The sequence below is a fragment of the Methylomonas sp. 2F7 genome (assembly GCF_057126975.1).
Genome location: NZ_CP195203.1, coordinates 2,539,793 through 2,563,802, shown reverse-complemented (window position 1 = coordinate 2,563,802; position 24,010 = coordinate 2,539,793). Strand labels below are relative to the sequence as shown.

General features: G+C 52.8%; 21 protein-coding genes. 11 read left to right on the top strand and 10 right to left on the bottom strand.

Annotation, left to right across the window (positions count from 1 at the left end; all coding sequences use genetic code 11):
* Window positions 1-158: 158 nt before the first annotated feature.
* Window positions 159-1,733, top strand: a complete 1,575-nt coding sequence (locus tag ACR64Q_RS11425; RefSeq protein WP_036276855.1) for a peptide chain release factor 3 — start codon at window positions 159-161, stop codon at window positions 1,731-1,733.
* A 275-nt stretch (window positions 1,734-2,008) separates the two neighbouring features.
* A complete protein-coding gene (locus tag ACR64Q_RS11420; RefSeq protein WP_026600972.1) occupies window positions 2,009-2,956 on the top strand; it encodes a histone deacetylase family protein in 948 nt (315 codons plus the stop codon).
* Between the two features lie 27 nt (window positions 2,957-2,983).
* Here ACR64Q_RS11420 and ACR64Q_RS11415 read toward each other — a convergent pair whose 3' ends face one another.
* Entirely contained in the window at window positions 2,984-3,475 is a 492-nt protein-coding gene (locus tag ACR64Q_RS11415) for a cytochrome P460 family protein (RefSeq protein ID WP_026600971.1), read from the bottom strand.
* A 241-nt stretch (window positions 3,476-3,716) separates the two neighbouring features.
* Here ACR64Q_RS11415 and ACR64Q_RS11410 point away from each other — a divergent pair, with 241 nt between their 5' ends.
* Complete coding sequence (locus ACR64Q_RS11410; protein ID WP_313734826.1) at window positions 3,717-5,792, top strand: carbon starvation CstA family protein; 2,076 nt, start codon at window positions 3,717-3,719, stop codon at window positions 5,790-5,792.
* Between the two features lie 105 nt (window positions 5,793-5,897).
* On the opposite strand, the gene ACR64Q_RS11405 is transcribed toward ACR64Q_RS11410, so the two are convergent.
* The 3 genes from ACR64Q_RS11405 to ACR64Q_RS11395 all read right to left on the bottom strand — a co-directional run bounded on the left by ACR64Q_RS11405 (window position 5,898) and on the right by ACR64Q_RS11395 (window position 7,450).
* Window positions 5,898-6,062 (bottom strand): hypothetical protein, encoded by a 165-nt coding sequence (locus ACR64Q_RS11405; protein ID WP_313734824.1) that lies wholly within the window; start codon window positions 6,060-6,062, stop codon window positions 5,898-5,900.
* Window positions 6,047-6,346, bottom strand: a complete 300-nt coding sequence (locus ACR64Q_RS11400) for a hypothetical protein (protein ID WP_313734822.1) — start codon at window positions 6,344-6,346, stop codon at window positions 6,047-6,049. Before ACR64Q_RS11400 ends, ACR64Q_RS11405 begins: the two co-directional genes overlap by 16 nt.
* 228 nt (window positions 6,347-6,574) lie before the next feature.
* Window positions 6,575-7,450, bottom strand: coding sequence for a LysR family transcriptional regulator (locus ACR64Q_RS11395; protein ID WP_313734821.1), 876 nt, complete (start codon window positions 7,448-7,450; stop codon window positions 6,575-6,577).
* Between the two features lie 118 nt (window positions 7,451-7,568).
* Between ACR64Q_RS11395 and ACR64Q_RS11390 the strand changes: the two genes are divergently transcribed.
* The 3 genes from ACR64Q_RS11390 to ACR64Q_RS11380 are packed head-to-tail and all read left to right on the top strand — an operon-like array spanning window position 7,569 to window position 9,446.
* A complete protein-coding gene (locus tag ACR64Q_RS11390; RefSeq protein ID WP_313734819.1) occupies window positions 7,569-7,895 on the top strand; it encodes an EthD family reductase in 327 nt (108 codons plus the stop codon).
* 44 nt (window positions 7,896-7,939) lie between these two features.
* On the top strand, window positions 7,940-8,527 hold the full coding sequence (locus ACR64Q_RS11385) for a hypothetical protein (protein WP_313734818.1): 588 nt from the start codon (window positions 7,940-7,942) through the stop codon (window positions 8,525-8,527).
* A 34-nt stretch (window positions 8,528-8,561) separates the two neighbouring features.
* Window positions 8,562-9,446 (top strand): CE1 family esterase, encoded by an 885-nt coding sequence (locus ACR64Q_RS11380; RefSeq protein ID WP_313734817.1) that lies wholly within the window; start codon window positions 8,562-8,564, stop codon window positions 9,444-9,446.
* 277 nt (window positions 9,447-9,723) lie between these two features.
* Here the strand turns inward: ACR64Q_RS11380 and leuB are convergent, their stop codons facing one another.
* On the bottom strand, window positions 9,724-10,830 hold the full coding sequence (gene leuB / locus ACR64Q_RS11375) for a 3-isopropylmalate dehydrogenase (RefSeq protein WP_313734815.1): 1,107 nt from the start codon (window positions 10,828-10,830) through the stop codon (window positions 9,724-9,726).
* A 253-nt stretch (window positions 10,831-11,083) separates the two neighbouring features.
* Here leuB and ACR64Q_RS11370 point away from each other — a divergent pair, with 253 nt between their 5' ends.
* The 3 genes from ACR64Q_RS11370 (at window position 11,084) to ACR64Q_RS11360 (ending at window position 13,698) form a co-directional block, all read left to right on the top strand.
* Window positions 11,084-12,313: an IS256 family transposase gene (locus ACR64Q_RS11370; RefSeq protein WP_026600850.1), complete on the top strand. Its 1,230-nt coding sequence runs from the start codon at window positions 11,084-11,086 to the stop codon at window positions 12,311-12,313.
* A 692-nt stretch (window positions 12,314-13,005) separates the two neighbouring features.
* Window positions 13,006-13,452, top strand: a complete 447-nt coding sequence (locus ACR64Q_RS11365) for a hypothetical protein (protein ID WP_313734813.1) — start codon at window positions 13,006-13,008, stop codon at window positions 13,450-13,452.
* A gap of 12 nt (window positions 13,453-13,464) precedes the next feature.
* Window positions 13,465-13,698 carry a hypothetical protein gene (locus tag ACR64Q_RS11360; RefSeq protein ID WP_313734811.1) on the top strand — a complete coding sequence of 78 codons (234 nt, stop codon included), beginning with the start codon at window positions 13,465-13,467 and terminating at the stop codon, window positions 13,696-13,698.
* Between the two features lie 243 nt (window positions 13,699-13,941).
* Here ACR64Q_RS11360 and ACR64Q_RS11355 read toward each other — a convergent pair whose 3' ends face one another.
* The 5 genes from ACR64Q_RS11355 to ACR64Q_RS11335 form a co-directional block, all read right to left on the bottom strand.
* Entirely contained in the window at window positions 13,942-14,307 is a 366-nt protein-coding gene (locus tag ACR64Q_RS11355; protein WP_313734809.1) for a hypothetical protein, read from the bottom strand.
* A gap of 202 nt (window positions 14,308-14,509) precedes the next feature.
* On the bottom strand, window positions 14,510-16,081 hold the full coding sequence (locus tag ACR64Q_RS11350; protein ID WP_313734808.1) for a diguanylate cyclase domain-containing protein: 1,572 nt from the start codon (window positions 16,079-16,081) through the stop codon (window positions 14,510-14,512).
* 137 nt (window positions 16,082-16,218) lie between these two features.
* A complete protein-coding gene (locus ACR64Q_RS11345; protein ID WP_036275595.1) occupies window positions 16,219-17,772 on the bottom strand; it encodes an alpha-isopropylmalate synthase regulatory domain-containing protein in 1,554 nt (517 codons plus the stop codon).
* Between the two features lie 425 nt (window positions 17,773-18,197).
* A complete protein-coding gene (locus tag ACR64Q_RS11340) occupies window positions 18,198-18,719 on the bottom strand; it encodes a DUF1097 domain-containing protein (protein WP_020481413.1) in 522 nt (173 codons plus the stop codon).
* A gap of 331 nt (window positions 18,720-19,050) precedes the next feature.
* Window positions 19,051-19,875, bottom strand: a complete 825-nt coding sequence (locus tag ACR64Q_RS11335) for a hypothetical protein (protein ID WP_313734806.1) — start codon at window positions 19,873-19,875, stop codon at window positions 19,051-19,053.
* Between the two features lie 511 nt (window positions 19,876-20,386).
* On the opposite strand from ACR64Q_RS11335, the gene ACR64Q_RS11330 reads away from it, so the two are divergent.
* The gene (locus ACR64Q_RS11330; protein ID WP_026600958.1) at window positions 20,387-20,977 is read left to right on the top strand and encodes a histidine phosphatase family protein; all 591 of its coding nucleotides are present in this window, start codon (window positions 20,387-20,389) and stop codon (window positions 20,975-20,977) included.
* Between the two features lie 401 nt (window positions 20,978-21,378).
* Window positions 21,379-23,595 (top strand): TonB-dependent receptor plug domain-containing protein, encoded by a 2,217-nt coding sequence (locus ACR64Q_RS11325; protein ID WP_313734805.1) that lies wholly within the window; start codon window positions 21,379-21,381, stop codon window positions 23,593-23,595.
* The last annotated feature ends 415 nt before the right edge of the window (window positions 23,596-24,010 follow it).

Here is a 24,010-nt window from a genome sequence, read left to right as displayed (position 1 = left end):
GAGGCCATTCCGGGATTTGGACGACGTCATCGCCTGGGAAGAATCTACGATATAATTCCAAAATTTTCCGGCAACACATATCGCATTGCCGGAAATGTACTTTTAATTTTGTGTACATAGCTATGTACACAACTATGCAAATTCAAATAAAACAATCAATGGAATTCCCTGAATACAAGCGGCGCCGCACTTTTGCCATCATCTCCCACCCCGACGCCGGTAAAACCACCATCACTGAAAAATTGCTGCTGTTCGGCGGCGCCATTCAGTTAGCCGGCTCGGTCAAAGGTCGCAAAGCGGCGCGCCACGCCACCTCCGACTGGATGGAAATGGAAAAAGAGCGGGGGATTTCCGTCACCACTTCTGTCATGCAGTTTGAGCATAATGATTGCATCATCAATTTGCTGGACACCCCGGGCCATGAAGACTTTTCCGAAGATACTTACCGGACATTAACAGCCGTAGACTCGGCGTTGATGGTGATCGACGTGGCGAAAGGGGTAGAGGATAGAACCATCAAATTGATGGAAGTATGCCGGCTACGGGATACGCCAATCCTGACCTTCATCAACAAGCTGGACCGTGAAGGCCGTGAACCGATCGAACTGCTTGACGAAGTCGAAAGCGTGCTAAAAATTCAATGTACGCCAATGACTTGGCCGATAGGTATGGGCAAGCGCTTCAAAGGGGTTTACCAGCTGTATAAAGATGAGATCTTGCTGTTCAGTCCACACCACGGCGGTCGTATCGCCAAGGCCGAAATCATCAAAGGCTTGAACAATCCTAAGCTCGACGAACTGCTAGGCTATCAGGCGGAAGAATTGCGTGACGAGATTGAACTGGTAAAAGGTGCCAGCCACGAATTCGATCATGCTAAATATTTGGCGGGTCAACAAACGCCGGTGTTTTTCGGTTCGGCGATCAATAACTTCGGCATCATCGAATTGCTGGACGCCTTTGCGGAATACGCGCCCGGTCCTAGATCACGCCAAGCCGAGCAACGCGAAGTGCTGCCCGATGAAGAAAAATTCACCGGCTTTGTGTTTAAAATCCAAGCCAATATGGATCCGGCGCACCGCGACCGCGTGGCTTTTTTAAGAATCTGTTCCGGCAAATTCGATAAAGGTATGAAGGTCAATCATGTGCGGATTGGCAAAAACATCCAGGTCGCCAACGCCATTACCTTTCAGGCGGACAGCCGTAAAAACGTCGAGGAAGCATATGCCGGCGACATCATAGGCTTGCATAACCACGGCACCATTCAAGTTGGCGACACCTTTACCCAAGGCGAAGTATTGAAATTCGGCGGCATCCCATACTTCGCGCCGGAATTGTTTCGCCGCGTGGTGTTAAAAGATCCGCTCCGTGCCAAAGCGCTGCAAAAAGGTTTGATTCAATTGACCGAAGAAGGCGCTACCCAGCTGTTCCGCCCGCTGAAAAACAACGATTTAATCCTTGGTGCGGTGGGTATTTTGCAGTTTGATGTCACCGCCCATCGTCTAAAAAACGAATACAACGTGGAATGTGCTTACGATGTTTCGCCGATCAATACCGTGCGTTGGGTCAGCGCGAAAAATCCGGCCAAACTGGAAGAGTTTAAGAACAAGGCCTTTGAAAATCTTGCCGAAGATGGCGGCGGCTATTTGGTTTATCTGGCCAGCAGCCGGGTGAACTTGCAATTGACTGAAGAGCGTTGGCCCGACATTCATTTTAGTCAGACTAGAGAACTTTGAAAGCTCATTCAAAGCCAATCTTTTAAGTCGAAATCATGCGGAATCGCTTGAGGCCAAGCGATTCCTGCAAAGCTCTTCCACGGCCGACACCATCACCCGCAGCCGTTGATTGTCCACGAAAGACCCCGTGCCGCTATACCCCAGCACAAAAACTCAGCTCAATAAAAATTTGCTAACCAATTAATATTTATAGATATATTTGCATAAGGGATATACACTGCCGAAGCCAATCCGATAAAGATACGACTTTAAGCAACATCCGCAGGAGTAAGCTTATGCGCACACTTTACTATAGTCACCCGGATTTTTTGGGCCACGACACCGGCGTAGCCCATCCAGAGAGCATCGACCGGCTCCATGTGATCGAACAAGCGTTGTCGGCACCCCAATTTGCACCATTGCAAAGAATCGCACCCGATATTCCCACCGATATCCAAGATAAGATTGGCTTGATACACAGCAAAGCCATGATAGCGAAAGTGCTATCAACCATCCCTGAACAAGGCTACGCCAATTTTGACGCGGATACCGTGGTATCGCCCGGCTCCAAACCAGCGGCTCTGCGCGCGGTGGCCGCAGTGTGCGACGCCGTCGATAGAATTTGCACCGGCCAAAACGCCAGGGCCTTTTGCGCTACCCGCCCTCCCGGCCACCATGCCATGCCGGATTATGCGATGGGGTTTTGCCTGTTCAACAATATCGCCATTGCCGCCGAATATGCCCGCAGCCGCTACGGCCTGACCAGGATAGCCATCGTGGATTTTGACGTGCACCATGGCAACGGCACCCAAGCGGCTTTTTGCGAACAGCCGCAAGTACTGTATGCGTCCAGCCATCAATGGCCGCATTACCCCGGCACCGGCCATCCCTCGGAATGCGGTGTCGGGAACATTATCAATGTTCCCCTACCCACAGGCAGCGGCGGCGAGGTTTTTCGGGATAAATATCGCCAGTCCATTTTGCCGGCACTGAAAACATTCAACCCCGAACTGATTTTGGTTTCCGCCGGTTTCGACGCCCACAGAGACGACCCTTTAGCATCACTTGGCCTAGTGGAAGACGACTATCGCTGGATTACCGACGAATTGCTTTGCATCGCCGATGCCTGCTGCCAGGGGCGAATCATTTCAGCATTGGAAGGCGGATACAATTTAAGCGCGTTGGCTAACAGTGTTGCCGCCCATGTCGGCAGTTTGATGGGTAGCCCAACTAGAGGCGAATGAACCGCCTCTTGTCTCAAAAAACCGCGTTTATTGGAGATTAGGCAGGGTATAAACGTAGTCGCTGTCTTTCATGGGCAAATGGCAAGCGAAACACGGCGCGGATTTTTCTTGATCCAGCATTTTTAAGGTTTTGCCTTCCCAAATGCCGAAACCCCAACCGCCGGTATCAGCGTATTTCTTGCTGTCTTTCACCATCGCTTCCGCAGCGGTGAATTCGCCTGGCACAGTCGCTTGTTCCCAATTCGGATGCTTTCTTTCGCCCCACTTAATTTTGGCTATGATGCTGCCGTCCGGCCATGGTTTAACTTTACCTGCGCGTGCGGCGGTGATAGCCACATGGTTACCGACGATGGCGCGTATGCTGTTTTTGTCGTGGCGCAAAGATACACCCAACAAACGCCAGTCGCGGTATTCGCCATGTTCGGGTTTAGCAGTCGGTTGGGCTTCCGCGAAAGCCCAGCCAAACGGCATTAAAGCCAAAGCAACCAAACATAAACCGCTGAAAATCGTTCTGTTCATCTTCTCGTCCTCCTTTATCTGTAATGGATAGCAAGTCTTAATTATACGCCGGCAAGTCAGCGGCTAAGGCCTATTCAATCCACTTGAACAAAACCAGCCAATGGCGGTGGCGAATTGACGGTAAAACTGTTCAAAACAGTAGGTTTCCGAGCTAATCCGCCAACAGCAATTGACGCTGACATGCTACCATTTTGCGAACTCTATCACGCAGTACACCGATTACAATCCAAAGGAACTCGCCATGTCTGGCCCCAACAAACAAGTACCGTCCATTTTTTTCTGGGCTTGCGTCGCCCTGACCGGCGCCTTCGCCGTCGGCGGCATTGCTTTGCAACGCGGCGAATCCATTAATAGCATGTGGCTGATCGTCGCGGCGATTTGTATCTACGCGCTGGGTTATCGTTTCTATAGCGCATTTGTTGCGACCAAAGTTTTGGTATTGGACCCAAGCCGCGCCACCCCCGCAGAGCGTTTCGACGACGGCCGCGACTTTATGCCTACCCATAAATGGGTGGTGTTCGGGCACCATTTTGCAGCAATCGCGGGTCCCGGCCCCTTAATCGGGCCGACCTTGGCCGCCCAATTCGGCTATCTGCCGGGCACGCTGTGGATACTGGTGGGAGCAGTGCTTGGCGGCTGTGTACAGGATTTTGTCACGCTATTTTTCTCGATCCGCCGGGATGGCCGTTCACTAGGGCAAATGGCGAAAGACGAGTTGGGCGCTATTGGCGGCACCGCAGCCATGATAGGCGTGATGATGATTATGGTGATCCTGATCGCGGTACTGGGGTTGGTGGTCGTGAATGCCATGAAACACAGCCCTTGGGCCACTTCCACAGTAGCGGCTACTATTCCGATAGCCGTACTGATGGGCTGTTACTTACACCATTTAAGACCGGGCCGGGTGTTGGAGGCCACTTTAATCGGGGTCTCGTTGTTGATATTTGCGGTCCTCGGCGGCGGCTGGATCGATGATAGTCCGACAATACGCAGCTGGTTTGATTACGACGCCCCGCAATTGGCGGTTATGGTCATTTTGTACGGCTTCGCGGCGGCGGTATTGCCGGTCTGGCTTTTACTTGCGCCGCGCGACTATTTGTCCACCTTTATGAAACTGGGTACCATCGCCGCGTTGGCAGTTGCTATCGTCGTGTTACGCCCGGAATTGAAAATGCCGGCGCTCACCCAATTCATCGACGGCACGGGGCCGATTTTCGGCGGCAAACTGTTTCCGTTTGTGTTTATCACCATCGCCTGCGGAGCCATTTCCGGCTTTCATGCGCTGATTTCCTCCGGGACTACGCCCAAATTGCTGGCTAACGAGCAAGACGCCCGCTTCATCGGCTACGGGGCGATGATGATGGAATCCTTCGTCGCCATCATGGCCATGATTGCCGCATCGGTGTTGGAGCCTGGCGTATATTTTGCGATCAACAGCCCGGCTGGCATTGTCGGTAAAGAAGCGGCGGATGCAGTCGCCAAGATCAGCAGCTGGGGCTTTCCGGTGAGCGTCGAGCAGATGCAGACCCTGGCCAAAACCATGGGCGAATCCACGCTGTTCGCCCGTACCGGCGGCGCGCCGTCGCTGGCGGTAGGTATGGCAAGTTTGTTCGCGCAGGTGTTCGGCGAGCACCTGCTCGCGGCCTGGTACCACTTTGCGATCATGTTCGAGGCCTTATTCATTTTGACCACTCTGGACGCAGGCACTCGCGTCGCCCGCTTCATGCTGCAAGACATTCTGGGTAATGTGGGTCTGGCGAAAACCAACAGCTACCCCAGCATCTTGTTGACCAGTGGATTGGTAGTGGGCGCTTGGGGCTATTTTCTGTACATGGGCACCATCGACCCCTTGGGCGGTATCAACAGCCTGTGGCCTTTATTCGGTATTGCCAACCAAATGCTGGCGGCAATTGCCTTATGCGTGGCCACCACAATCTTGGTGAAGTCGGACAAACTGAAATACGTTTGGGTAACGGCAACGCCCTTGGCCTGGTTGATTATCGTCACCAGCACCGCCGCTTGGGAAAAATTGTTTGCCGCCGATTTGCGGGTGGGATTTTTATCGCATGCCGCGGATTTATCCGCCCGACTCGCCAACGGCGCTCTCCCAGCCGAGCAAGTGAAAAGCGCGCCCCATTTGATCTTCAATGACTATTTGAATGCCGGCTTAACCAGCTTATTCATGCTGATCACCTGGCTATTACTGGCAGACACCCTGCGCGTGATCTATTGCGTCATCGCCGGCAAAAACCACCCGCAATCCAGCGAATCTCCGCATATACCAAGCCGTTTGGTTGAAGAGTGGGTAAGGGATTAAAGCTTACGTTTACCGATTTGGCCGCGGGCACGATTTAACTGACATGATTCCTTGCTTTGGAATTAGTTAAAATGAGCGCCGCCACGGACGCTCCAGCGTCCGTCACTAAACGTCGATCACCATCAACCCCATCAAGCCCTCATAGTTAGCGGCGCTAGAATAGCGCCAATGCTGCGGCAAATTCACGTAACCGCGTTTAACCGGGTTGGCGAGGATGTAAATCCAGCTTTCCCGCATCATCGCTTCGTTCAAAATCAATTCGGCATGCACGCCTTCTTGCCAGAACGGATATTCGCGATCTTGTTTATGCGCCGCTTTGGCAAAGCACAGCCGTTGGAGCAGTTTTGTTGCTGCAAATGATTGATGATCCTGCGGGCGGTATAGGCTTTGAAGCTGGTCACGTATTTGTCCAGCTCCGGGGCCAGGGCGATGAAGTGCAGATGATTTTCCAGGATCACGTAGCCGTAAAGTTTCAAACCGATGCGTTGGCGTTGATATTGCCAACTGTCCAGGACGACTGGCCCGGTTTCGGGCGCGTGAAAACGGCCAGCCATTCCACTACCGTGCAGGTGATGACATGCGCTTTGTTGGCTTCGGTGATGACGTAGCGGCTTCTGCCCATGTTTGCCTTGTTCAGCAGGACGCCGGAGCGTCAGAGGCTGCGTTCCTACGCAGAGCCTGGGAACGATGATTAATCCGGGTTCGCCCGGCTAAGCGGCGGCGGTTTGTGCGCAAATTGACACAATTGTTTAGCGAAGACGCGGATAAGCTAATCGCCCTCGTCAAAAACCAACTTTAAACTTTTCCAGCAACTGGTTTACTTCCGGATTTGTAGCCGCCGAGTCCTGGTAAACCGCACAAATCGTGCGCCGAATTTCCGGATCGGATAAATATCGGGTTTTGAGCTTATCGCCCCGCTTCGGTACGCTGAATTCCGGCATCAACGCCACGCCTATCCCGGCCCGCACCATGCTCAATATCCATTCCTCGCTGTTGCTTCTATAAGCCGCATAAAGATTGATCTGCCGGCCTAGGCAAACGCCGCGCAAGGTTTCGCGTAATTCGCAGTTTAGCCGGTCCAGATAAGGCTCGGATTGGATGGTCGCCAAATCGATGACCGATAATTGATTGAAGCGATGCTTGTCGTTAAAAACCACGACATAACGCTCTTCGTAAAGCTTTAAGGACTGTAAATGCGCCGGTAGCGGCGAGGTCGGCGCACTGACCATCAAATCCAGCTGCCCCTCGTCCAATTGTTGCAACAGATTACACTCGTTATCCACCACCAGTTCCAATTCCACATGCGGCCGTTCTTGCTGGAAGTCGGCGAAGAACGGGCTCATATGCTGCGCGGCAATAGTAGCCATCACGCCTATGCGTAGCGGCACGGTGTTCAAACGGCTGAAGCGGACAGCCTCGGCTTTGATGGTTTGCGCCTCGCGAAAGATCTGCCTCAGGCTCGGCTCCACCAAACGCCCCAGCGATGTCAAACGACAGCCGCTACGTTCGCGGCTGAATAACTCCCCGCCCAGTTCGTCTTCCAACTTTTTGATTGCTTGCGTCAACGACGGCTGCGCGACGTAAGTCGATTGCGCGGCGCGGGTAAACGAGCCCTTATCGCAAACTGCCAGGAAGTAGCGTATTTGTTGCATTTCCATGTTTAGCTCATCACTTAAATAGGCAAAGCCTATTATTCCATAGAAAACCGGTATTTTACTAATTAACAAAATAGGAGTCTCATAGCATCTCCCCTTTACAAAAACATTCGAGAAACCTATGAAAGCAGCAAAATTAATTGTGATGTATCCAGTACCGACCGATCTGGAAACCTTCGAACGCCGCTATGCCGACGAACACGTGCCGATGGCCGTGGAAAAACTGGCCGGCAAAACCCGCTTCGTCGCCTCCCTGATTAAAGCCAATGCCGACCAAAGCGCCGCGCAGTTTCATCGTATCGCGGAAGTGTACTTCCCCACCCTGAGCGACTTGCAAGCCTGCCTAAGTTCGCCCGGCGGCCAGGAAACGGCGGCACATGCGGTCGAGATTTCCAGCGGCGGCACGCCGACGTTTCTGATTTCCGAAGTGGAAACCTTCGATTTCTAATTGCGTTGACCAGCTTAAGTTAAACGCTTTGCAGGAGGAACCCGATGAACACCGCACATAACAGTTATAAAAGCCAGGGAACAAGGTTTGCCTTGACCTTGGCGCTGGCCTGCCTGCTGTTGGGCAATGCCCACGCTCATCGCGGCGCGGCCGAAGAGGTCGATAACTGCAATGCGCGAGTGGGCTTTGAACGCGTGCATTTTACGGCGTATACCCCGACATTGTCCGGCAACCGGGAATACTGCAACATCATTCCAGGCGTCGGCCCCACCAAGCTAGTGTTCGATTACGAGGGCAAAAGCCTGCGCCATGTCAGCGTCGAATTCGAGATCACCAAAGAACCGGATGGTACGCGGGTGTTTTATCGGGAACCACAAAAAGTCAAAACCGGCACGGCGAACGTCTCGGTGGACTTTAGCCGTTATGGCGCCGGCAATTACCTGGCGCATATTGCTATCGTTGATAAGGATAAGCGCCTGGATACCCATATTCCGTTCTCAGTCGGGCTGGAGTCGGTACCGGGTAAAAACTATACGCCGCTGCTGATAACGATAGCCAGCCTGTCTTTGCTGGCTTACGGTTTATTCCGGGCTGCGTTAAAGCTTACGCCCAAGCAAAATCCGGAAGCCTAAACCAAGCGTCGAACCCATCAAGGGAGCCATCAAAATGAACATTGCGCAGTTAAAGTCCTATCTTCTTGAAAGCAATCGTTGGCAAAAAGTCTTATTCGGATTGCCGGTAATAGCGCTGGTCGGCATGCTCTGGCTGGATCATAGCGGCGTTCCGGTGGAACTAGGGCAAACCGTTTACCGACCGGATATGCTGCATGGCGCTTGCCAGCCGGACCTATTGAGTGGCGATGCCGGAGAAACGTACGGGGAAGAAACCGAAAACGGCATAAATTACAACGTCCGCACCCCTAAGAATTATGATGCATCGATTGCCCATCCTTTATTACTGGTATTTTCAGCGGCGGGTGCGAATCGCGCCAAGACGGAGAAGATAACAGGATTCACTTTACCCGCTACCCGCTCCGGCTTTATCGTTGCTTATGCCGATCATCCCGAGCTTTCGCCGAGCACGACCGTGGAACTGGGTACGATCCCCCATGCGATGGCCAAAAAATGGTGTATCGATGAAAAACAGGTCTATGTAACCGGCCATTCCGATGGCGGCACCTCGGCAATGGCTTTAGCCTTTATGACCGGCACCCGGCACGTTCCTACAGCAATTGCCCCCAGTGCCGCCGGCGTAACGTATGAGGACTTACGCGACCGCAAATGCCCGGAACCCTTGCCGGTGATGATAATGCACAGCAGCAAGGACCGGCTGTTTCCGGGTTACGGGCAGCAAACGGCCGGCTGGTGGGCGGCCTGTAACAAATGCGAGCCGATTCCCGATACGATAGGCAACGGTTGCGTGGCCTATTCCGGTTGCGCCAATGGCGTAAAAACCGTGTATTGCGAAGGCGACAAACCGCATGCGCAATGGCCGGAACAGCGTAGCGATGCCATCATCGATTTTTTCTTGCATCACCATGCCAGTATGTAACCGGCGGCTGCGAGACAATGAACGCTGCAAGCCTAAGCGTCAGCCGCTAAGCGAAGTAGCGACGATTTCCAAGCCGGTGTATCGGTTGGCGTTTCCCTCCCACAAGTGCATTATCCACGTCGCCCTAATCGACAGTCATGAAGAGCCGGAATCGTTTCCCGTGCTTTTAAAAAACGCACATAAGGCTGTCACGGCCACAAAGACGTTAACGAGCATAATACCGGACGGACCGCACTATGCCCGTTATCGTGTTCAGGTCTAAAAGCCAAAAGCCCGTTTAGACCTTAGGCATAGCGCGCAGCTTCTCGACCACTTTATCGCCGAATTCGACGGTGCTGATCATCGTCACGCCGCTGCCGGGCTTGGACAGATCGGCGGTGGAATAACCGTCGGCAAACACGCCCTGCATCGCCGCCCAGACGTTTTTCGCTTCCGCTTCCATATCGAAGCTGTTTTCCAGCATCATCGCTACCGAACCAATCATCGAATAGGGGTTGGCGATGTTTTTGCCGGCTATGTCCGGCGCCGAACCGTGGGATGGCTCGTAATAGGCTTTATCCGGACCGATGCAGGCCGAAGGCATCAAGCCGAGGGAGCCCAAGATACCGCCACCTTGGTCGCTCAAAATGTCGCCGAACATGTTTTCCATCACCATCACATCGAACTGGGTGGGTTTCAGGCACAGCGCGGTAGCAGCAGCGTCGACCAGCATATTCACGACTTGTACGTCCGGATAATCTTTCGCGACTTCTTCCATCACCTCATTCCACAACACGCTGGATTTCAGCACATTGCTTTTATGGATGTTGTGTAGCAATTTGCGGCGTTTGCTAGCCAGTTTGAAGGCTTGCTGCATGATTTGGCGAATTTGCGACTCGTCGTATTCCAGCGTTTCGCGCACATAACGTAAACCGGCATCGTTGACGCCCATTTCTTTCTCGCCGAAATACAAGCCGCCGACCAATTCGCGGACGATCACCAAATCAATGCCTTCCCCGATGATTTCCGCTTTTAACGGCGAAAAGTGCGCCAGGGATTTTGGCAGCGATACCGGGCGAAAGTTGGCATAAGTGTTGTAACGACGGCGCAGAGGCAGCAACGCGCCGCGTTCGGGCTGCTCGTCGATGGGAATGCGCTTGGAGTCTTCGTGGCTCAAGCCAATTGGACCTTTCAAGATCGCGTCGGCCTCGTCGCAAATGGCTTTGGTTTGATGCGGAAACGCCGAACCGGATTCGAAATACGCGCAGGCGCCGAAGGCAGCCGGCAACAATTCGAAGCTTACGTCGTTACGTTCTTCAATCACTTTCAGAACCTTAACGGCTTCCGCGGTAATTTCAGGGCCGATGCCGTCGCCGGCCAATATTGCGATTTTGTAATTTTTCATAGGATGGTGAGTGCTCAGTGGTTAAAGCGATAAATCGGGAATGTTTGATCGATAAATTAACCACGGATTTTATCAGATTGCTTGCCATGCTTCCCTCGAAAAACCGCTTTCCGGATTAACGTAGGCTAAACCTGAGCGGAACGGGTTTTGTAAACGTTTTAACTGAATTACCGGGAAGCAAAACGAGGGTGTAAGAATTTTTGTGTAAACGGCCCTGAGGTAGGAAACTACCGATCCTGACAAGGAGGAAACCATGACCGTATCATCAAAAGCCATACCGGATGACCTACTCGACGCCTTGATGTCGCACTATCAAAAACCCGAGGACCTGATCGGTGCCAATGGTCTGCTGAAGCAGTTGACCAAAGCGATAGTCGAACGGGCCCTGGAAGCGGAAATGACCGCGCACTTGGGCCACGGTAAGCATGAGGCGGTGACCAACGCCAGCAGCAATGCCCGAAACGGCAAAAGCCGGAAAACGCTGAAAGGTGACTTCGGCGACTTGCCTATCGAGATTCCCCGCGACCGTCATGGCGAATTCGAACCGCAGATCATTCCTAAGCATCAACGGCGCTGGACCGGTTTCGACGATAAGATCATTTCGTTATATGCCCGAGGACTGACGGTACGGGAAATCCAAGCCCATTTATTCGAGCTTTACGGCACCGAGGTATCCCCCACCTTGATTTCCTCGGTGACCGACGCGGTACTCGAAGAGGTGGGCGTCTGGCAAAGCCGCCCGCTGGATCCGATTTACCCGATTGTGTACCTCGACTGTCTGCATACCAAAGTGCGCGATAGTGGCAGCGTGCGGGTCAAGGCCGTCTATCTGGCCATCGGTGTCAATCTGGACGGCCACAAAGAAGTGCTGGGGCTGTGGATTGCCCAAAGCGAAGGCGCCAAATTTTGGTTGCAAGTGGTCACCGAGCTCAAGAACCGTGGCGTCAACGACATCTTTATCGCCTGTGTCGATGGTCTGAAGGGATTTCCGGAGGCTATCGAAACCGTGTTTCCCAAAGCGGCCGTTCAACTGTGTATTGTCCACTTGGTCCGTCATAGCCTCAACTATGTCAGCTACAAAAGGCGCCAGTCGGTTGCCGACGACCTCAAGCAGATTTATCGAGCCGCAACGGCGAGGGAAGCCGAGCAAAAGCTGACCGAATTCGAGGCCAACTGGCTGGAGACCTATCCCACGATCGCCCCTATCTGGCGACGAAACTGGGGGCACATCATCCCTTTTTTTGACTATCCGCCCGAGATTCGCAAGGTGATCTACACCACCAATACCATCGAATCGGTGAATCGAAGTCTGAGAAAAATCATGAAAAACCGCGCGGTCTTCCCCAGTGATGACGCCTTGTCCAAACTGCTCTATTTGGCGTTGCGCAATATCAGCCAAAATTGGACCATGCCCGTCTACGATTGGAAAGCCGCTTTGAATCGGTTTAGTATTCAGTTCGAAGATCGCTTCCCTAGCCATTAAACCAAACTACCGTTTACACAAAATTTGGGACACTCCCAGCAAACCGTTGCTGCCGGGTTAAATGGCCCATTGAGCTGTTAGATATGGTGGTAATTCGAGTAATTTTCTCCAACGCTCGAGCTCAGAACTGCAACGTTTTAGTAATTTTCCGGAACGGCCGAGCTCGGAACTCAAAGAATCACGAAAATTTCTGCATTGTTCGAGCGTCGAGCTCGAACGACCGAGAAATCTTCTAAAACGCTGCGGCTCAAAACCAAAACGTCCGAGCATTTTTCTCGATCATTCTCTCGCGGAGCTTCATCGTTCAAGCTCCTGACGAAAATGTTGGAGTTATTTTGTTCAATGACCGAGAAAAAAGCCTGGCCGTGGGAGAAATTTTGTTCAACGGTCAACTAAAAAAGTAAAACGGTGGCGACCGGATAATGAGCAGTCGGCATTTTTACCGCAGCGAACGAGCTGGTCTTAAGCGGGACGGGTTTCGTGAGCCGGTCCTAATTGTCCCCACGCTCCGGCGTGGGGACACAGCGGCGGACGCTCTAGCGTCCTGGGCAGTACGCCGCTGGAGCGGCGCGGCTGTATTCCCACGCTGGAGCGTGGGAACTATGAAACGGATCAAGCATGAAAGACACGGGTATGCAGCCGGTTGGTTAGAATATTACGGTTATCCAACCAAATACCCCTAAGGAAACAACATGAGTCATTTTTATCGATTACATACCGTTAACAACGTTAGCGAGAAAGCCAAATTAGGTTGGCGTGGTCACTATCGGCCTTCCGGTGTCGCTGGCTCCTATTTAGAATTCGAAAAATTGTTCGAAGAAATTCCGCTAAGCCCGCCTTGGCCGCATTGCAAAATGTATCGTGCGCCCGAGTTTCCGGAAGCCTATATAGAAGACTACGAAATTTTCCGTTACACCGGTGAAAAACCGTTGCCCGACATGTGGGTTGCCGGCCAATACGCGCTTGTGAGTCAAAAGGTCAAGGAAATCGTCGAGTCGTTCGACGATTTCCGCCACCAATTTCATGAAGTGCCTGTTTGGGTCCGAAAAAAGAAGCCGATCAACACTGTTCCTTATTATCAAATGAACGTACGCCGGTTTGTCGAAATCGACAATTTGGGCGGCAGCATCCCTGTCTAACAGCAGCTCAAAATGTTTGCGCTTGATTATTATGAGGAAAAATACCTGCCGATCGTACAACAGACTCCGGAGTTGCTGGATAAACTTGCCGCCTTGCCGTTGTGGCGCCATAGACGGAATCACGGTGTCTTGTACTTAAGCGAAGACTTATTGCAACAATTGCAAGAAGCCGGTGTAACCGGACTGGAACCTTACCGCGACACTTATGTTGGCAAACCCTATGAAGCACTGGCGCGGTTTATGTAGGGTAGACAGCTGGAATGTATATAAGCGCAAACTGCACGTATCACTGACGAATTGAACTCATCCCACAAGGAACGTCCCGATGGCTACCCCACAAGCTAGTAGCGTGCGGTGAGGTAACGATCCGCGCGGAACGCGTTTAAGTCAATTCGTGCTCTGCAATGTTTGATAAGCCGCGCCAATCTGTACTTGCCTCATACTAATGCAGTCGACTATTGATCGACGGAAACCAACCCATCGCCAGCACTATTTGTCATCATCAGGCATTTCAGGAGCCTTCCAAGAACCTCGTTTATGTGCATCCATAACTGTTTGCCAACCATCCTTTACTTCCTTTTCGGTGATGCCGAAATGCTGGAGAATTCCATCAAGCCCGGACGGCAGGTCAAGCCCTGGTTTAGCGCTACCATTTGGTGCATCTGCACCCTTCTTTGGAGAAGATGACATTAGCACACTACCATTGATGGGCTTGATGGCTCCCTTGACGCAACGGGCCTGATCGTCGGTGTAAAGAGTTTTTCCTTCCACTACGCACTTCATAGGTTCCGCCAGCGCCTGGGAATCCGGAAAAAACACGGACATGCTAAAGCCGATCAGGAATAGGATTTTCATGGCTTCACTCCATCAATACATAAGAATGACATTCACTGCCTGAACCCGGATTATTTTGGATAAACTGGGCTTGAGATGTTGTTGATACATAATTCTAATTACCACGATACGATGCGCCAAATTAGAGCAATCATTCATCGTTCCCACGCTCCGCGTGGGAACGATGAATAGTATCTTGCGTTTGGTGTCATTGCCGTTGGCGTCAGCAATTTTGCTCCCGCATGTCGGGCCGGTAGATACGCACGCAATTCCTGCCTTCGCTTTTTGCGTAATACATCGCCGTGTCCGCGCGATTGATCAATTGCTGTATTTCATCGGCATGATCCGGATAAACGGCCAGGCCGATGCTAGCGGAAATGCCGAGCGTCAAGCCTTCGATCTCGAATGGCTGACTTAACCCGTACCGGACCTTTTCCGCGATTTCCAAGGCATTCTGCTCGGTTTTGATGGCCGGCAACAGCACGACAAATTCGTCGCCGCCGATTCTGGCCGGGGAATCCGATTTGCGCAGACAGCGGCCAATGCGTTCGGCAACGGCCTTTAACAGCAGGTCGCCGATGCCGTGTCCATAGCCGTCGTTCACCGGTTTGAATTTATCCAGATCGACAAACATCAGGGCTAGCGCGCTTTGTTCGCGTTGGGCGGTGGCGATGGCTTGTTGCAGGCGATCCCGGAACAGCGAGCGGTTCGGTAAACCGGTCAGCGTGTCGTGATAGGCTAAATGTTGAACCCGGTCTTCCGAAATCTTACGGTCGGTAATATCGTAGAACCAAACCAGAAGCGCCGATTTATTCTGATATTCCACCGGAAAATAGGATGTCAATGTCCACTTAATCCAGTGAGGTTCGCCTGGGCTACGCAACTCGACCAGTTGGTTGGTGACGTGTTCGCCCTTACTCAGCCTGTCCATCACCTCGGCATATTCTTCCGGACGGGCGTAAAAATCGGTGGTAAAGGCACCGATGGCCCGGTCCGGCGTGGTATCGATCAGCGAGGCGTAGCTTAAGTTGGCAAAAATCACCCGGCCGTCGACGGCATCCTCGATGCAGGTCGCGATTGGGCTGCTCTCCAGCATATGGCGCAATCGGAATTCGTTTTCGGTAGCCCTTAATCGCAATCGTACATTTTCCTCCAGGTGCAGACGCGTTTGTCTGGAACTAGCCAATAGGAACAGCAAAAACAGGGTTTCCATCGCGCTCATGCCATAGGAGAGCGTATCGTCCTGTAAGGCCAGAAAAACAATTTGCGGCAGCAGAACCGTCAATAAAAAGCCAACTACGGAGAGGCGGTCGATCGCCAGGGTCGAGGCGGCGCCGGCGCACAAGCCGCCCAACGCAAAGGATACGTAGACCTTATGACCTATATCGCCCAACGGCGCAAGCACGATGCCGCCGATGCCCCAAACGACCCCGCCGGCAATCGTCCCGATGCGGAACCATCGGAGCCAGTCGTCCAGATCGTCGATTTCGCCGCTGGAATAAGCGTGTTTTCGCCAAAAAGCAAACAGTATGCCTCTTGCCATTAAAACCAAGCTCAATATGCCGAACCAGGCGAGCAAACGATGGGAATTGCTTGCCGGCGTTAAAACGAACATCAGGATGCAAGCAAGCAATCCGCTAATGCCGATGGAAAAAGGCAGATTGGAATAAAGTAGATGGACTCGTGCGACTTGCTCGGCGGTTGGCGATGGTTGCCGGAAGCCTGGCGGCTCGGATATGAACCGGGGTTGTTCATTCGAGCCGTGCATCTTGCCGTTTTGATTTTGTTTTTCCACGATAAGCGTTTTTCCGGAACCCAGCGGCGGATTTTAAGACTGTTTTCCAGCCGTTGCCCGGTTTTATCTGTCCCAAGTTCAGCGGCGCATGAATTCCTGGGCTCCGCAAGGTGCGATTTCGCAGAACGGTAAGGTATCTACACCGTTGTCTGTGGATTGCCTGTCATCTCGTGTAATTGAATGTTGATCAATTTGATCGTCGCCAAAATCCCGGCAAACACCTGGTTGACATGAACGCCGCGGGTTTTGCGCAGCTCGGTGCCGCAATCCCAGGTAATCACGCATTCGGTCAGGGCGCTGGTGTGGCCGCCTTTGGGAATGCGAATTTCATAATCGGCCAGGGTCGGCAAGGTGTAATCGTAATGTGGCAGCACTTTGCCGATGGCATCAATAAAGGCGTCGAAACCGCCGCTGCCGGCGCCGGTGGTCTGATGTTTCTCGCCTTTCACATCGACGCGGATGCTGACGGTGGACGGTAAATCCAGGCCGCTGTTGATGGAGCAAGCCAGTAATTTGATGTGCTGGTAACTCTTGCTTTCCAGCACGTCGGCGATGATGAAGGGCAGGTCGTCGGTAGTGATGGTCTGTTTGGAGTCGCCGATGCTGACGATGCGTGCCAATACTTTCTTTTGGTCTTCTTCGGATAAATCCAATTCGAGTTGTTCGAGATTTTTCTTCAACGATGCCTTGCCGCTCATCTTGCCCAAGGCGTAACTACGAATCCGCGAGAAACGCTCCGGCCCCAGTTTGGTTTTATACAAACCGCCTTTTTGGTCGCCGTCGGCGTGGATGCCGGCGGTTTGCGTGAAGACATCGGCGCCGACGATAGGGGCGTTGGCTGCAACGCGCTTGCCGGAGAAGTTCTCCACCATCTCGCTGATGCGCACCAAATGGCTTTCGTCCACGGACAATTGCATCGCCATTTTATCGCGCAGCACCACCGCTACTTCGGCGATAGAGGCGTTGCCGGCGCGCTCGCCCAGGCAATTGACGGTGCAATGCACCGCGCTGACGCCGGCCCGCACCGCCGCCATCACATTGGCGGTCGCCAGACCGTAATCGTTGTGCGGATGGAAATCAAATTGCAGGGCAGGGTAGCGCTGGCACATATCGCTAAAGCTGGCGAAAACTTCGTCCGGCGCCATCACGCCCAAGGTATCGGGGAGCATGAAATGACTGATCGGGGCTTGTTGCAAGCGTTCCATCAAGCCGTAAACATAATCCCGGCTATCTTTGTAACCATTTGACCAGTCTTCCAGATACACATTGATCTTCAAGCCTTGCTCGTGGGCATAGGCGATGGTTTGCAGGACATCGGCGCTGTGTTGCTCCAGAGTTTTGCCGAGCTGTTCGCGGCAATGTTTTTCGCTGCCCTTCGCCAGTAGATTGATCACGCTGCCGCCGGTCGATTTGATCCAATCGACGCTGCGGGTATGGTCCACAAAACCTAGCACTTCGACGCGTTCGGCAAAACCTTCCTGCCGCGCCCACTGATTGATCAGGCTGACGGCTTCCTTCTCGCCTTCCGAAACCCGCGCCGAAGCGACTTCGATACGGTCAACGCGCAAAAACTGCAACAAAGCTTTGGCTATGCTGACTTTTTCCATCGGCGTAAACGCTACGCCCTGGGTTTGTTCGCCGTCGCGCAGCGTGGTATCCATTAACTGGATGTGTCTTGAATGGGTAGACATGATTTTTGTTATTCTCGATGCGTCCTGTAGCTGTATCTGACTAAGTGAATGCCGTAGACAGGGTACAGCGACACCCCGTGCGACATTTAGTCAATGGCCTTTGTGCATAAGCCCGTCGCGCGGCTTATCAGCAATCTGATTGCTTATTCCGGCAGAGACTGAACTATGCGTAACTTGCCATTTTCACCTAAAACAGAATGAATTGGCAATTTGCGGCTAATTCCGGGTCTGCGAGCAGCCAAACTCATGGGAGGGAAATCGGCTCTCAGAATCCTCGTTTGGAGCCAGAGAGTTCTGGGCGGAACGATAATGAAATGACCGAAATTTTTTGATGGTTAGGCGGAGTTTTTACTTTCCGCCTATTTTCGCCGAACAATCGGAGTGGGTGTTTGCCCGTAACCCCGACGGTTCAGCCTAAAACATGGTTACTCTTTGGTCCACTTGGCGGCTAATTGCGCGGACAGCTGGCCAAAATATGTGCCCACCACAATCGAGATCGAAATCACCAGCAAAGGATTGCTCAGCGACGCGCCGAACAAGACTTCTTGCGTCAACTTGTCCGGTGTTTGCAATAAATAGGCGAATGTAGACGAATAGCCCAAAACGCTGGCGGGAATGGTCGCCAATTGTGGAAAATTGGCGGCCAGACACATCACCACGACCGCAAAAGTTACCGTAATGGCCGCCATTGCCGGGAAACCTAAGGCGGTATCCGGCGAAATACCGGTCAAGATAATCGCTGTTACCCAGGCCATGAATACGCCGAAAATCCCGCAGACGATAGTATTTTTCAAGGCTTCCTTGGTCGCACCCAAGAAAAAATAGGCTGCCCAGGCAATGGTGGCGGCCCAGATAAAGAACACGCCGCTAGCCGGCCCCACCGCCAAAAATGTGGCGACTCCAGCCAATACGCCGATGCTTAAAGAAAGTGCTGTAAGTTTGTCCATTATGGTCCCTCTGATATTGCGCCTCATCGATAGTGGTTTGCTCGATCATGCATTGAGGCTGCCCTGCAAAACCGAAATCCATTTACGGCCAAGCAATCCCGCCTTGACCGCTCCGAATGGTAGCAGAGAATAGACTCCAGAGGTACAAATGCTCGTTTGTTTTAAACGGATGCTTTATTATCAGAAGGCATCATTTCGACCGGCGGAAATGTCAGGTAACGCTAGCGCGCAACCTGACCTACTTGGCGACAACCATTGAAGAAACCGCCAACACATTCGAGGGCTGACGGCTAATAATATTTGGGATAGAGAGATCAGGCATTAACAAGGATTAGACAAGCCGCGCGGCGACACCGCGACGACTGTAGCCGACAAAACCGAGCAGGGTTGAACCAAATAACCAAAAAGCGGCAGGAACGGGTACGGGGGCTGCGACGACTGTTCGCGCAAATATGTCCGAGCAAGTTGGGCCTGTTTGGACTGCACAGGCTGTAGTGGCGATTTCCAGACTCCCTTCAGCGTTAACAAAATCCACCAAAATTGGATCGCCGTTCCCATCCAGAACCGGCGCACCGTTTTCATCCAATTTCGGGCCCCTAACCGTGCCGTAAAAATACATAGTCAATCCCGATGCATAAAACTCGTAGTTGCCGGCTGGGGCTGCGCCATTGGTTGGGGTAAAGTTGCCGAGCAAATACTCAAAGCTATCGCCAGGGTTTAAGGCGATATTCTGTTGGGTGAGGATACTGTCCGGGCTAGTGGTGTCGAAGTTGAATTCGTAAGGTCCGGAAGAACAGGTATCGGCCAGAAATGTACCGTTACAACCAATAGAGGTACTGAAAGAAATGCTATTCACGGCGATGAGTACGCCATTGTTTATGTAGATGCTTTGGCTAGTGTTTGAATCGTAATAAGAAAAGTTGGTTGGGTAGTTGGCTGGATTGATGCCAAACGGCGGGGTACCGCCACCCGTGCTGGAATAAACCAAGGGATCTGATACGGCGTACAAACTTAGTTTCAACCAAACTGGAATGTTATCGGTCGCAACGACAGTGCCGGTAGGTTGAACGAAAGACAGACTACCGCTGTAGGCCGCCTGCGCATTGGGTAGCCAAGCCAGCGCCAATGTGGAAACAACAAATCTTAATTTAGACATAACGTATTTCTCCAATTTATAAGCGCTTGAAAATCATTTTCCCCAAGAGGCCTAAGCCTTTAGCTCGATTACTAATTCAACCCGTCAATATCGCCGCTCTCACGAAGGAGATAGCCCAGCGCTTAAAATGGTTTGCTTCGCGATCTAAAGGCGCTCGCCCCGCGGGAACGAAGAATGCCGGGAATGTAAGGGCCGGGTTAATATTCTAGGCAGATAGCAGTCTGCATATGCGATTCTGATCATAACAAAATATTGCTGGGTTTATATGACAATAACGCTTTATCGAGTTGCCCCGTGTGTAACTGAATCGCCCCGGATTTCCTGGAGGCTCCAATTTTGAGAGAAAGGAGCAATGAGACGGAAAAGGTCAAACCAAACTTCATCGGAAATCCGAGAACCGGCCGTTCGTATGGTGCGCGAGCATCAAGGTGAATACTTGTAGGAATGGGCCGCATGAGCACTTTGAAACTTTTCGCTGCCGAAGCCCGTTACATCGGTACATTAAGCTGACATGCAAATCATCTTGATCAGACACGGCAAACCGGCCGTCGAACTGTCGGGCATGGCTCGCGGCAGGGATTTGCCCGCCATCGCCAAGGCTTACGACGCATCCGGCATCGTCGACCGGCCGCCGCCGGAAACCTTGGCGGAGCTGCGCCATACCAACTACGTAGCGTGCAGTGACTTGCCGCGCTCTGTCGAATCGGCTCATGCGTTGGGGTTTGCCCAATTGCCTGTGGCGGATAGCTTGTTTCGCGAATCGGCGCTGCCGCATTTCGGCAGCGGCGCGATAGCGCTACCCATTACGGCGTGGGTGACGGTTTGTCGATTGCTCTGGTTGGCCGGTTTCTCGCAAAACGGCGAAGCTTATGCGTTCGCCAAATGCCGGGCGCGACAGGCCGCAAACCGGCTGATCGAATTGGCGGAAGCACACGACAACGTCCTGCTGGTCGGCCACGGCCTGATGAATTACCTGATTGCCGAACAACTGCGCGCCAACGGCTGGCACGGCCCGACCAAGCCGGGAAAGCGGTTTTGGGAGTATGGAGTGTATGAATGCGGCGGCGTCAATGTTGGTCTGCGTGAGAACGTAAAACGCTAATCGCTCAGAATGGCCTGATTACGAAATAGTATCGGCTGGTCCCTGATTAAAGCCGACCCTAGCAGCCGCAGCTTCAAGTTTTCAAACGGAAAGTATTCCTGCAAAAGCAGATAAAAGCAGACAAACGATTCGGGTGCGGTGAGGCACGAATCGCATCAATTGAGAAAATTATCGACATAAACCAAAACGATGACTGATTACCGCCGCCGACCTGCTCTTGAGTCGGCAGGCGTTTTTACGGGGAAATCAGGGTTAACTTTTAACCGTACTATGATTAAGTAAACCGAATTTTGGAAAATACAGGAAAAGAAATAAAGTAGGGGCGGTTTGAAGCGAGCTATTTTATTTGGTAAAGCGAAGTACTCGATCGCACTGGATGATTGGGAGCGTGGACAAGGTAGATGACGCATTATTTTTTCAGTAGCGGCAATCGCTTTTGCACGGCAGGGGGCATGATGAAAAGTTTGACAGTATCTCTTGTGACTGCCGCGCCAGTATTGATCTGGGCGACAGCCTCGCTGGCCGCATCGTCTATCGAGGAAGAAGACTTGGCACAGATATACGGCAGCGAGGAAATGGTCAGCATCGCCACCGGCACTCGGCAGCCGGTGAGAAAGGCGCCAGCGGTGGCGTCGGTCGTCACTGCGGCGGACATCAAGGCCATGGGCGCGACGGACATCGACGAGGTGCTGGAAACCGTGCCAGGCTTGCACGTAGCGCGCAGCAATAGCGGTTACAACCCCATTTACACTTTTCGCGGAATCCATTCGGCATTCAACCCGCAGGTTCTGGTGCTGGTTAACGGCATACCCATCAGCAACTCGTTTGCCGGCGATAGGGGGCAAATTTGGGGCGGTATGCCGATACAGTCCATCGCCCGCATTGAGGTGGTGCGCGGGCCGGGGTCGGCCGTGTATGGCGCCGATGCCTTCGCCGGCGTGATTAACATCATCACCAAGACCAAGCAGGACATCGAAGGCACGGAGGTCGGTGGCCGCGTCGGCAGTTTCGACACCTACGAGGGCTGGGCCTTGCACGGCGGCGAATGGGCCGGCTTCGACGTGGCCGCAAGCGTGGAATACCACACCTCTGCCGGGCAGAAATCCATTATCGAATCCGATTTGCAGAGCCAATTGGACCAGGCTTTGGGCACCCATGCCTCGCTGGCGCCCGGTCCGGTCAATCTGTCGCGCGACAATTTGGACGCACGTCTGGATTTGTCCCGCGACCATTGGCGGTTCCGCGGCGGCTTGCAGCACCGCAGCAATTTTGGCAACGGCGCCGGTGTCGCCCAGGCTCTGGATTCCACCAATCGTTACGGCAGCGACCGCTGGAATGCGGACCTGACCTATCAGAATGCCGAGTTTGCCGATAACTGGGAGGTCACGGGGCAACTCAGCTACCTGAACACCAGCCAGATTGTCGAGCGTAATCTGACCCTGTTTCCCCCCGGCGCTCGCCTGCCCATCGGCGCCAACGGCCAGATCGATTTTGCCAATCCCGTGGGTTTGGTAGCCTTTCCCAATGGCTACATCGGCAACCCGGAGAACTGGGAACGCCATGCCCGCGGCAACCTGTCGGCGATTTATAATGGATTTGAAAATCACATCTTGCGATTCGGCGCCGGCATCAACTACGACAGCATTTACAAGGTTAAGGTCAGCCAAAACTTCGGCGTGGATCCGGCTACGGGAACTCCGATTCCTTTCATGCCCGGTGTACCGCTGATAGACGTCTCAGGTACCTCCTCGACCTTCTTGCCGACAAAAGACCGCAAGGATTTTTTCTTTTTCGTTCAGGACCAATGGAAATTCGCCAAGGATTGGGCCTTGACCGGCGGAGTGCGTTACGACAGGTATTCTGACTTCGGCGAAACGGTAAACCCGCGGGCGGCCCTGGTGTGGGAAACCCGATACGACCTCACCACCAAATTCATGTATGGCAGCGCCTTCCGCGCGCCGAATTTCGCGGAATTGTATGCCACGAACAATCCGGCGCAGCTGGGCAATTCAGGTCTTAAGCCGGAAACTATGGATACCATAGAGCTGGCCTTCGATTACCGGCCCCACGATAAGCTGCGGCTGGGCTTGAACGTCTTCAATTATTGGTGGAAGGACATCATCCGCTACGTACCCGACACCAGCGCGCCTTCATCCACCGCGCAGAACACCGGCACCCAGACCGGCTACGGCGGCGAACTGGAGGCCGAATGGAAAGCCCTAGACAACCTCAAACTGGCGGGAAGCTATTCCTATCAGAAATCCACGGACAACGCAGCCCAACAAGACGCCGGCTATGCGCCGCATCACCAAGTCTATCTGCGTACCATCTGGGAATTTGTCCCTGACTGGCAATTCACCCCTCAGGCCAAATGGATCATCGGTCGCGAACGGGCCGCCGGTGACAACCGCCCTGCCATAGACGATTACACTTTGGTCGACCTGACCCTGCGCCGTAAGAATATCCACGATCATTTCGAAGTGGCGTTCTCGGTGCGGAATTTGTTCGATGTGGACGCCCGCGAACCCAGCTTGACCGGCAATCCCACGGCCGCTATCCCCAACGACCTGCCCTTGGCGGGTAGGAGTTTTTACGGGGAAATCAGGGTTAATTTTTAACCGTGCTAATTTTAAATAAACCGAATTTTGGAAAATAAACGAAAAGAAATAAAGTATGGAGCAGTTTGAAGGTAGCCCGGAGGATGCGGTAAACAACGTGCTCCGCATCGTTCGCGATTGGTGCGGTTCGTAAACTCACCACACCCTATGCCTGCTATTGGCTGGATTTTTGCAATTGGCATTTTCGTTTCTTCTGGCGAATTTTGGCCGAACTGACACAATCAGATAAACATTTGAGCATGAAAGCCGTGCGAATATCGAAGAATACTCGCACGGAAAAAGGCCTCCCATTCCTCCGAAAACGCTTCGCTATTTCAGGCTGCGCGGGCTAACGTTTTGCCGATTTCTCCGCCGCAATCTCGAGCAAGACCATAGCCATATGGGCTTTGTCATCAGTTCTTTGGCCCATTGCTGT

Bases quoted from the DNA above. Each gene is read 5' to 3' on its own strand.
- ACR64Q_RS11425 (WP_036276855.1), top strand. From the start codon at position 159: ATGGAATTCCCTGAATACAAGCGGCGCCGCACTTTTGCCATCATCTCC.
- ACR64Q_RS11420 (WP_026600972.1), top strand. From the start codon at position 2,009: ATGCGCACACTTTACTATAGTCACCCGGATTTTTTGGGCCACGACACC.
- ACR64Q_RS11415 (WP_026600971.1), bottom strand. From the start codon at position 3,475: ATGAACAGAACGATTTTCAGCGGTTTATGTTTGGTTGCTTTGGCTTTA.
- ACR64Q_RS11410 (WP_313734826.1), top strand. From the start codon at position 3,717: ATGTCTGGCCCCAACAAACAAGTACCGTCCATTTTTTTCTGGGCTTGC.
- ACR64Q_RS11400 (WP_313734822.1), bottom strand. From the start codon at position 6,346: ATGGCTGGCCGTTTTCACGCGCCCGAAACCGGGCCAGTCGTCCTGGAC.
- ACR64Q_RS11395 (WP_313734821.1), bottom strand. From the start codon at position 7,450: ATGGAAATGCAACAAATACGCTACTTCCTGGCAGTTTGCGATAAGGGC.
- ACR64Q_RS11390 (WP_313734819.1), top strand. From the start codon at position 7,569: ATGAAAGCAGCAAAATTAATTGTGATGTATCCAGTACCGACCGATCTG.
- ACR64Q_RS11385 (WP_313734818.1), top strand. From the start codon at position 7,940: ATGAACACCGCACATAACAGTTATAAAAGCCAGGGAACAAGGTTTGCC.
- ACR64Q_RS11380 (WP_313734817.1), top strand. From the start codon at position 8,562: ATGAACATTGCGCAGTTAAAGTCCTATCTTCTTGAAAGCAATCGTTGG.
- leuB (WP_313734815.1), bottom strand. From the start codon at position 10,830: ATGAAAAATTACAAAATCGCAATATTGGCCGGCGACGGCATCGGCCCT.
- ACR64Q_RS11370 (WP_026600850.1), top strand. From the start codon at position 11,084: ATGACCGTATCATCAAAAGCCATACCGGATGACCTACTCGACGCCTTG.
- ACR64Q_RS11365 (WP_313734813.1), top strand. From the start codon at position 13,006: ATGAGTCATTTTTATCGATTACATACCGTTAACAACGTTAGCGAGAAA.
- ACR64Q_RS11360 (WP_313734811.1), top strand. From the start codon at position 13,465: ATGTTTGCGCTTGATTATTATGAGGAAAAATACCTGCCGATCGTACAA.
- ACR64Q_RS11355 (WP_313734809.1), bottom strand. From the start codon at position 14,307: ATGAAAATCCTATTCCTGATCGGCTTTAGCATGTCCGTGTTTTTTCCG.
- ACR64Q_RS11345 (WP_036275595.1), bottom strand. From the start codon at position 17,772: ATGTCTACCCATTCAAGACACATCCAGTTAATGGATACCACGCTGCGC.
- ACR64Q_RS11340 (WP_020481413.1), bottom strand. From the start codon at position 18,719: ATGGACAAACTTACAGCACTTTCTTTAAGCATCGGCGTATTGGCTGGA.
- ACR64Q_RS11335 (WP_313734806.1), bottom strand. From the start codon at position 19,875: ATGTCTAAATTAAGATTTGTTGTTTCCACATTGGCGCTGGCTTGGCTA.
- ACR64Q_RS11330 (WP_026600958.1), top strand. From the start codon at position 20,387: ATGCAAATCATCTTGATCAGACACGGCAAACCGGCCGTCGAACTGTCG.
- ACR64Q_RS11325 (WP_313734805.1), top strand. From the start codon at position 21,379: ATGACGCATTATTTTTTCAGTAGCGGCAATCGCTTTTGCACGGCAGGG.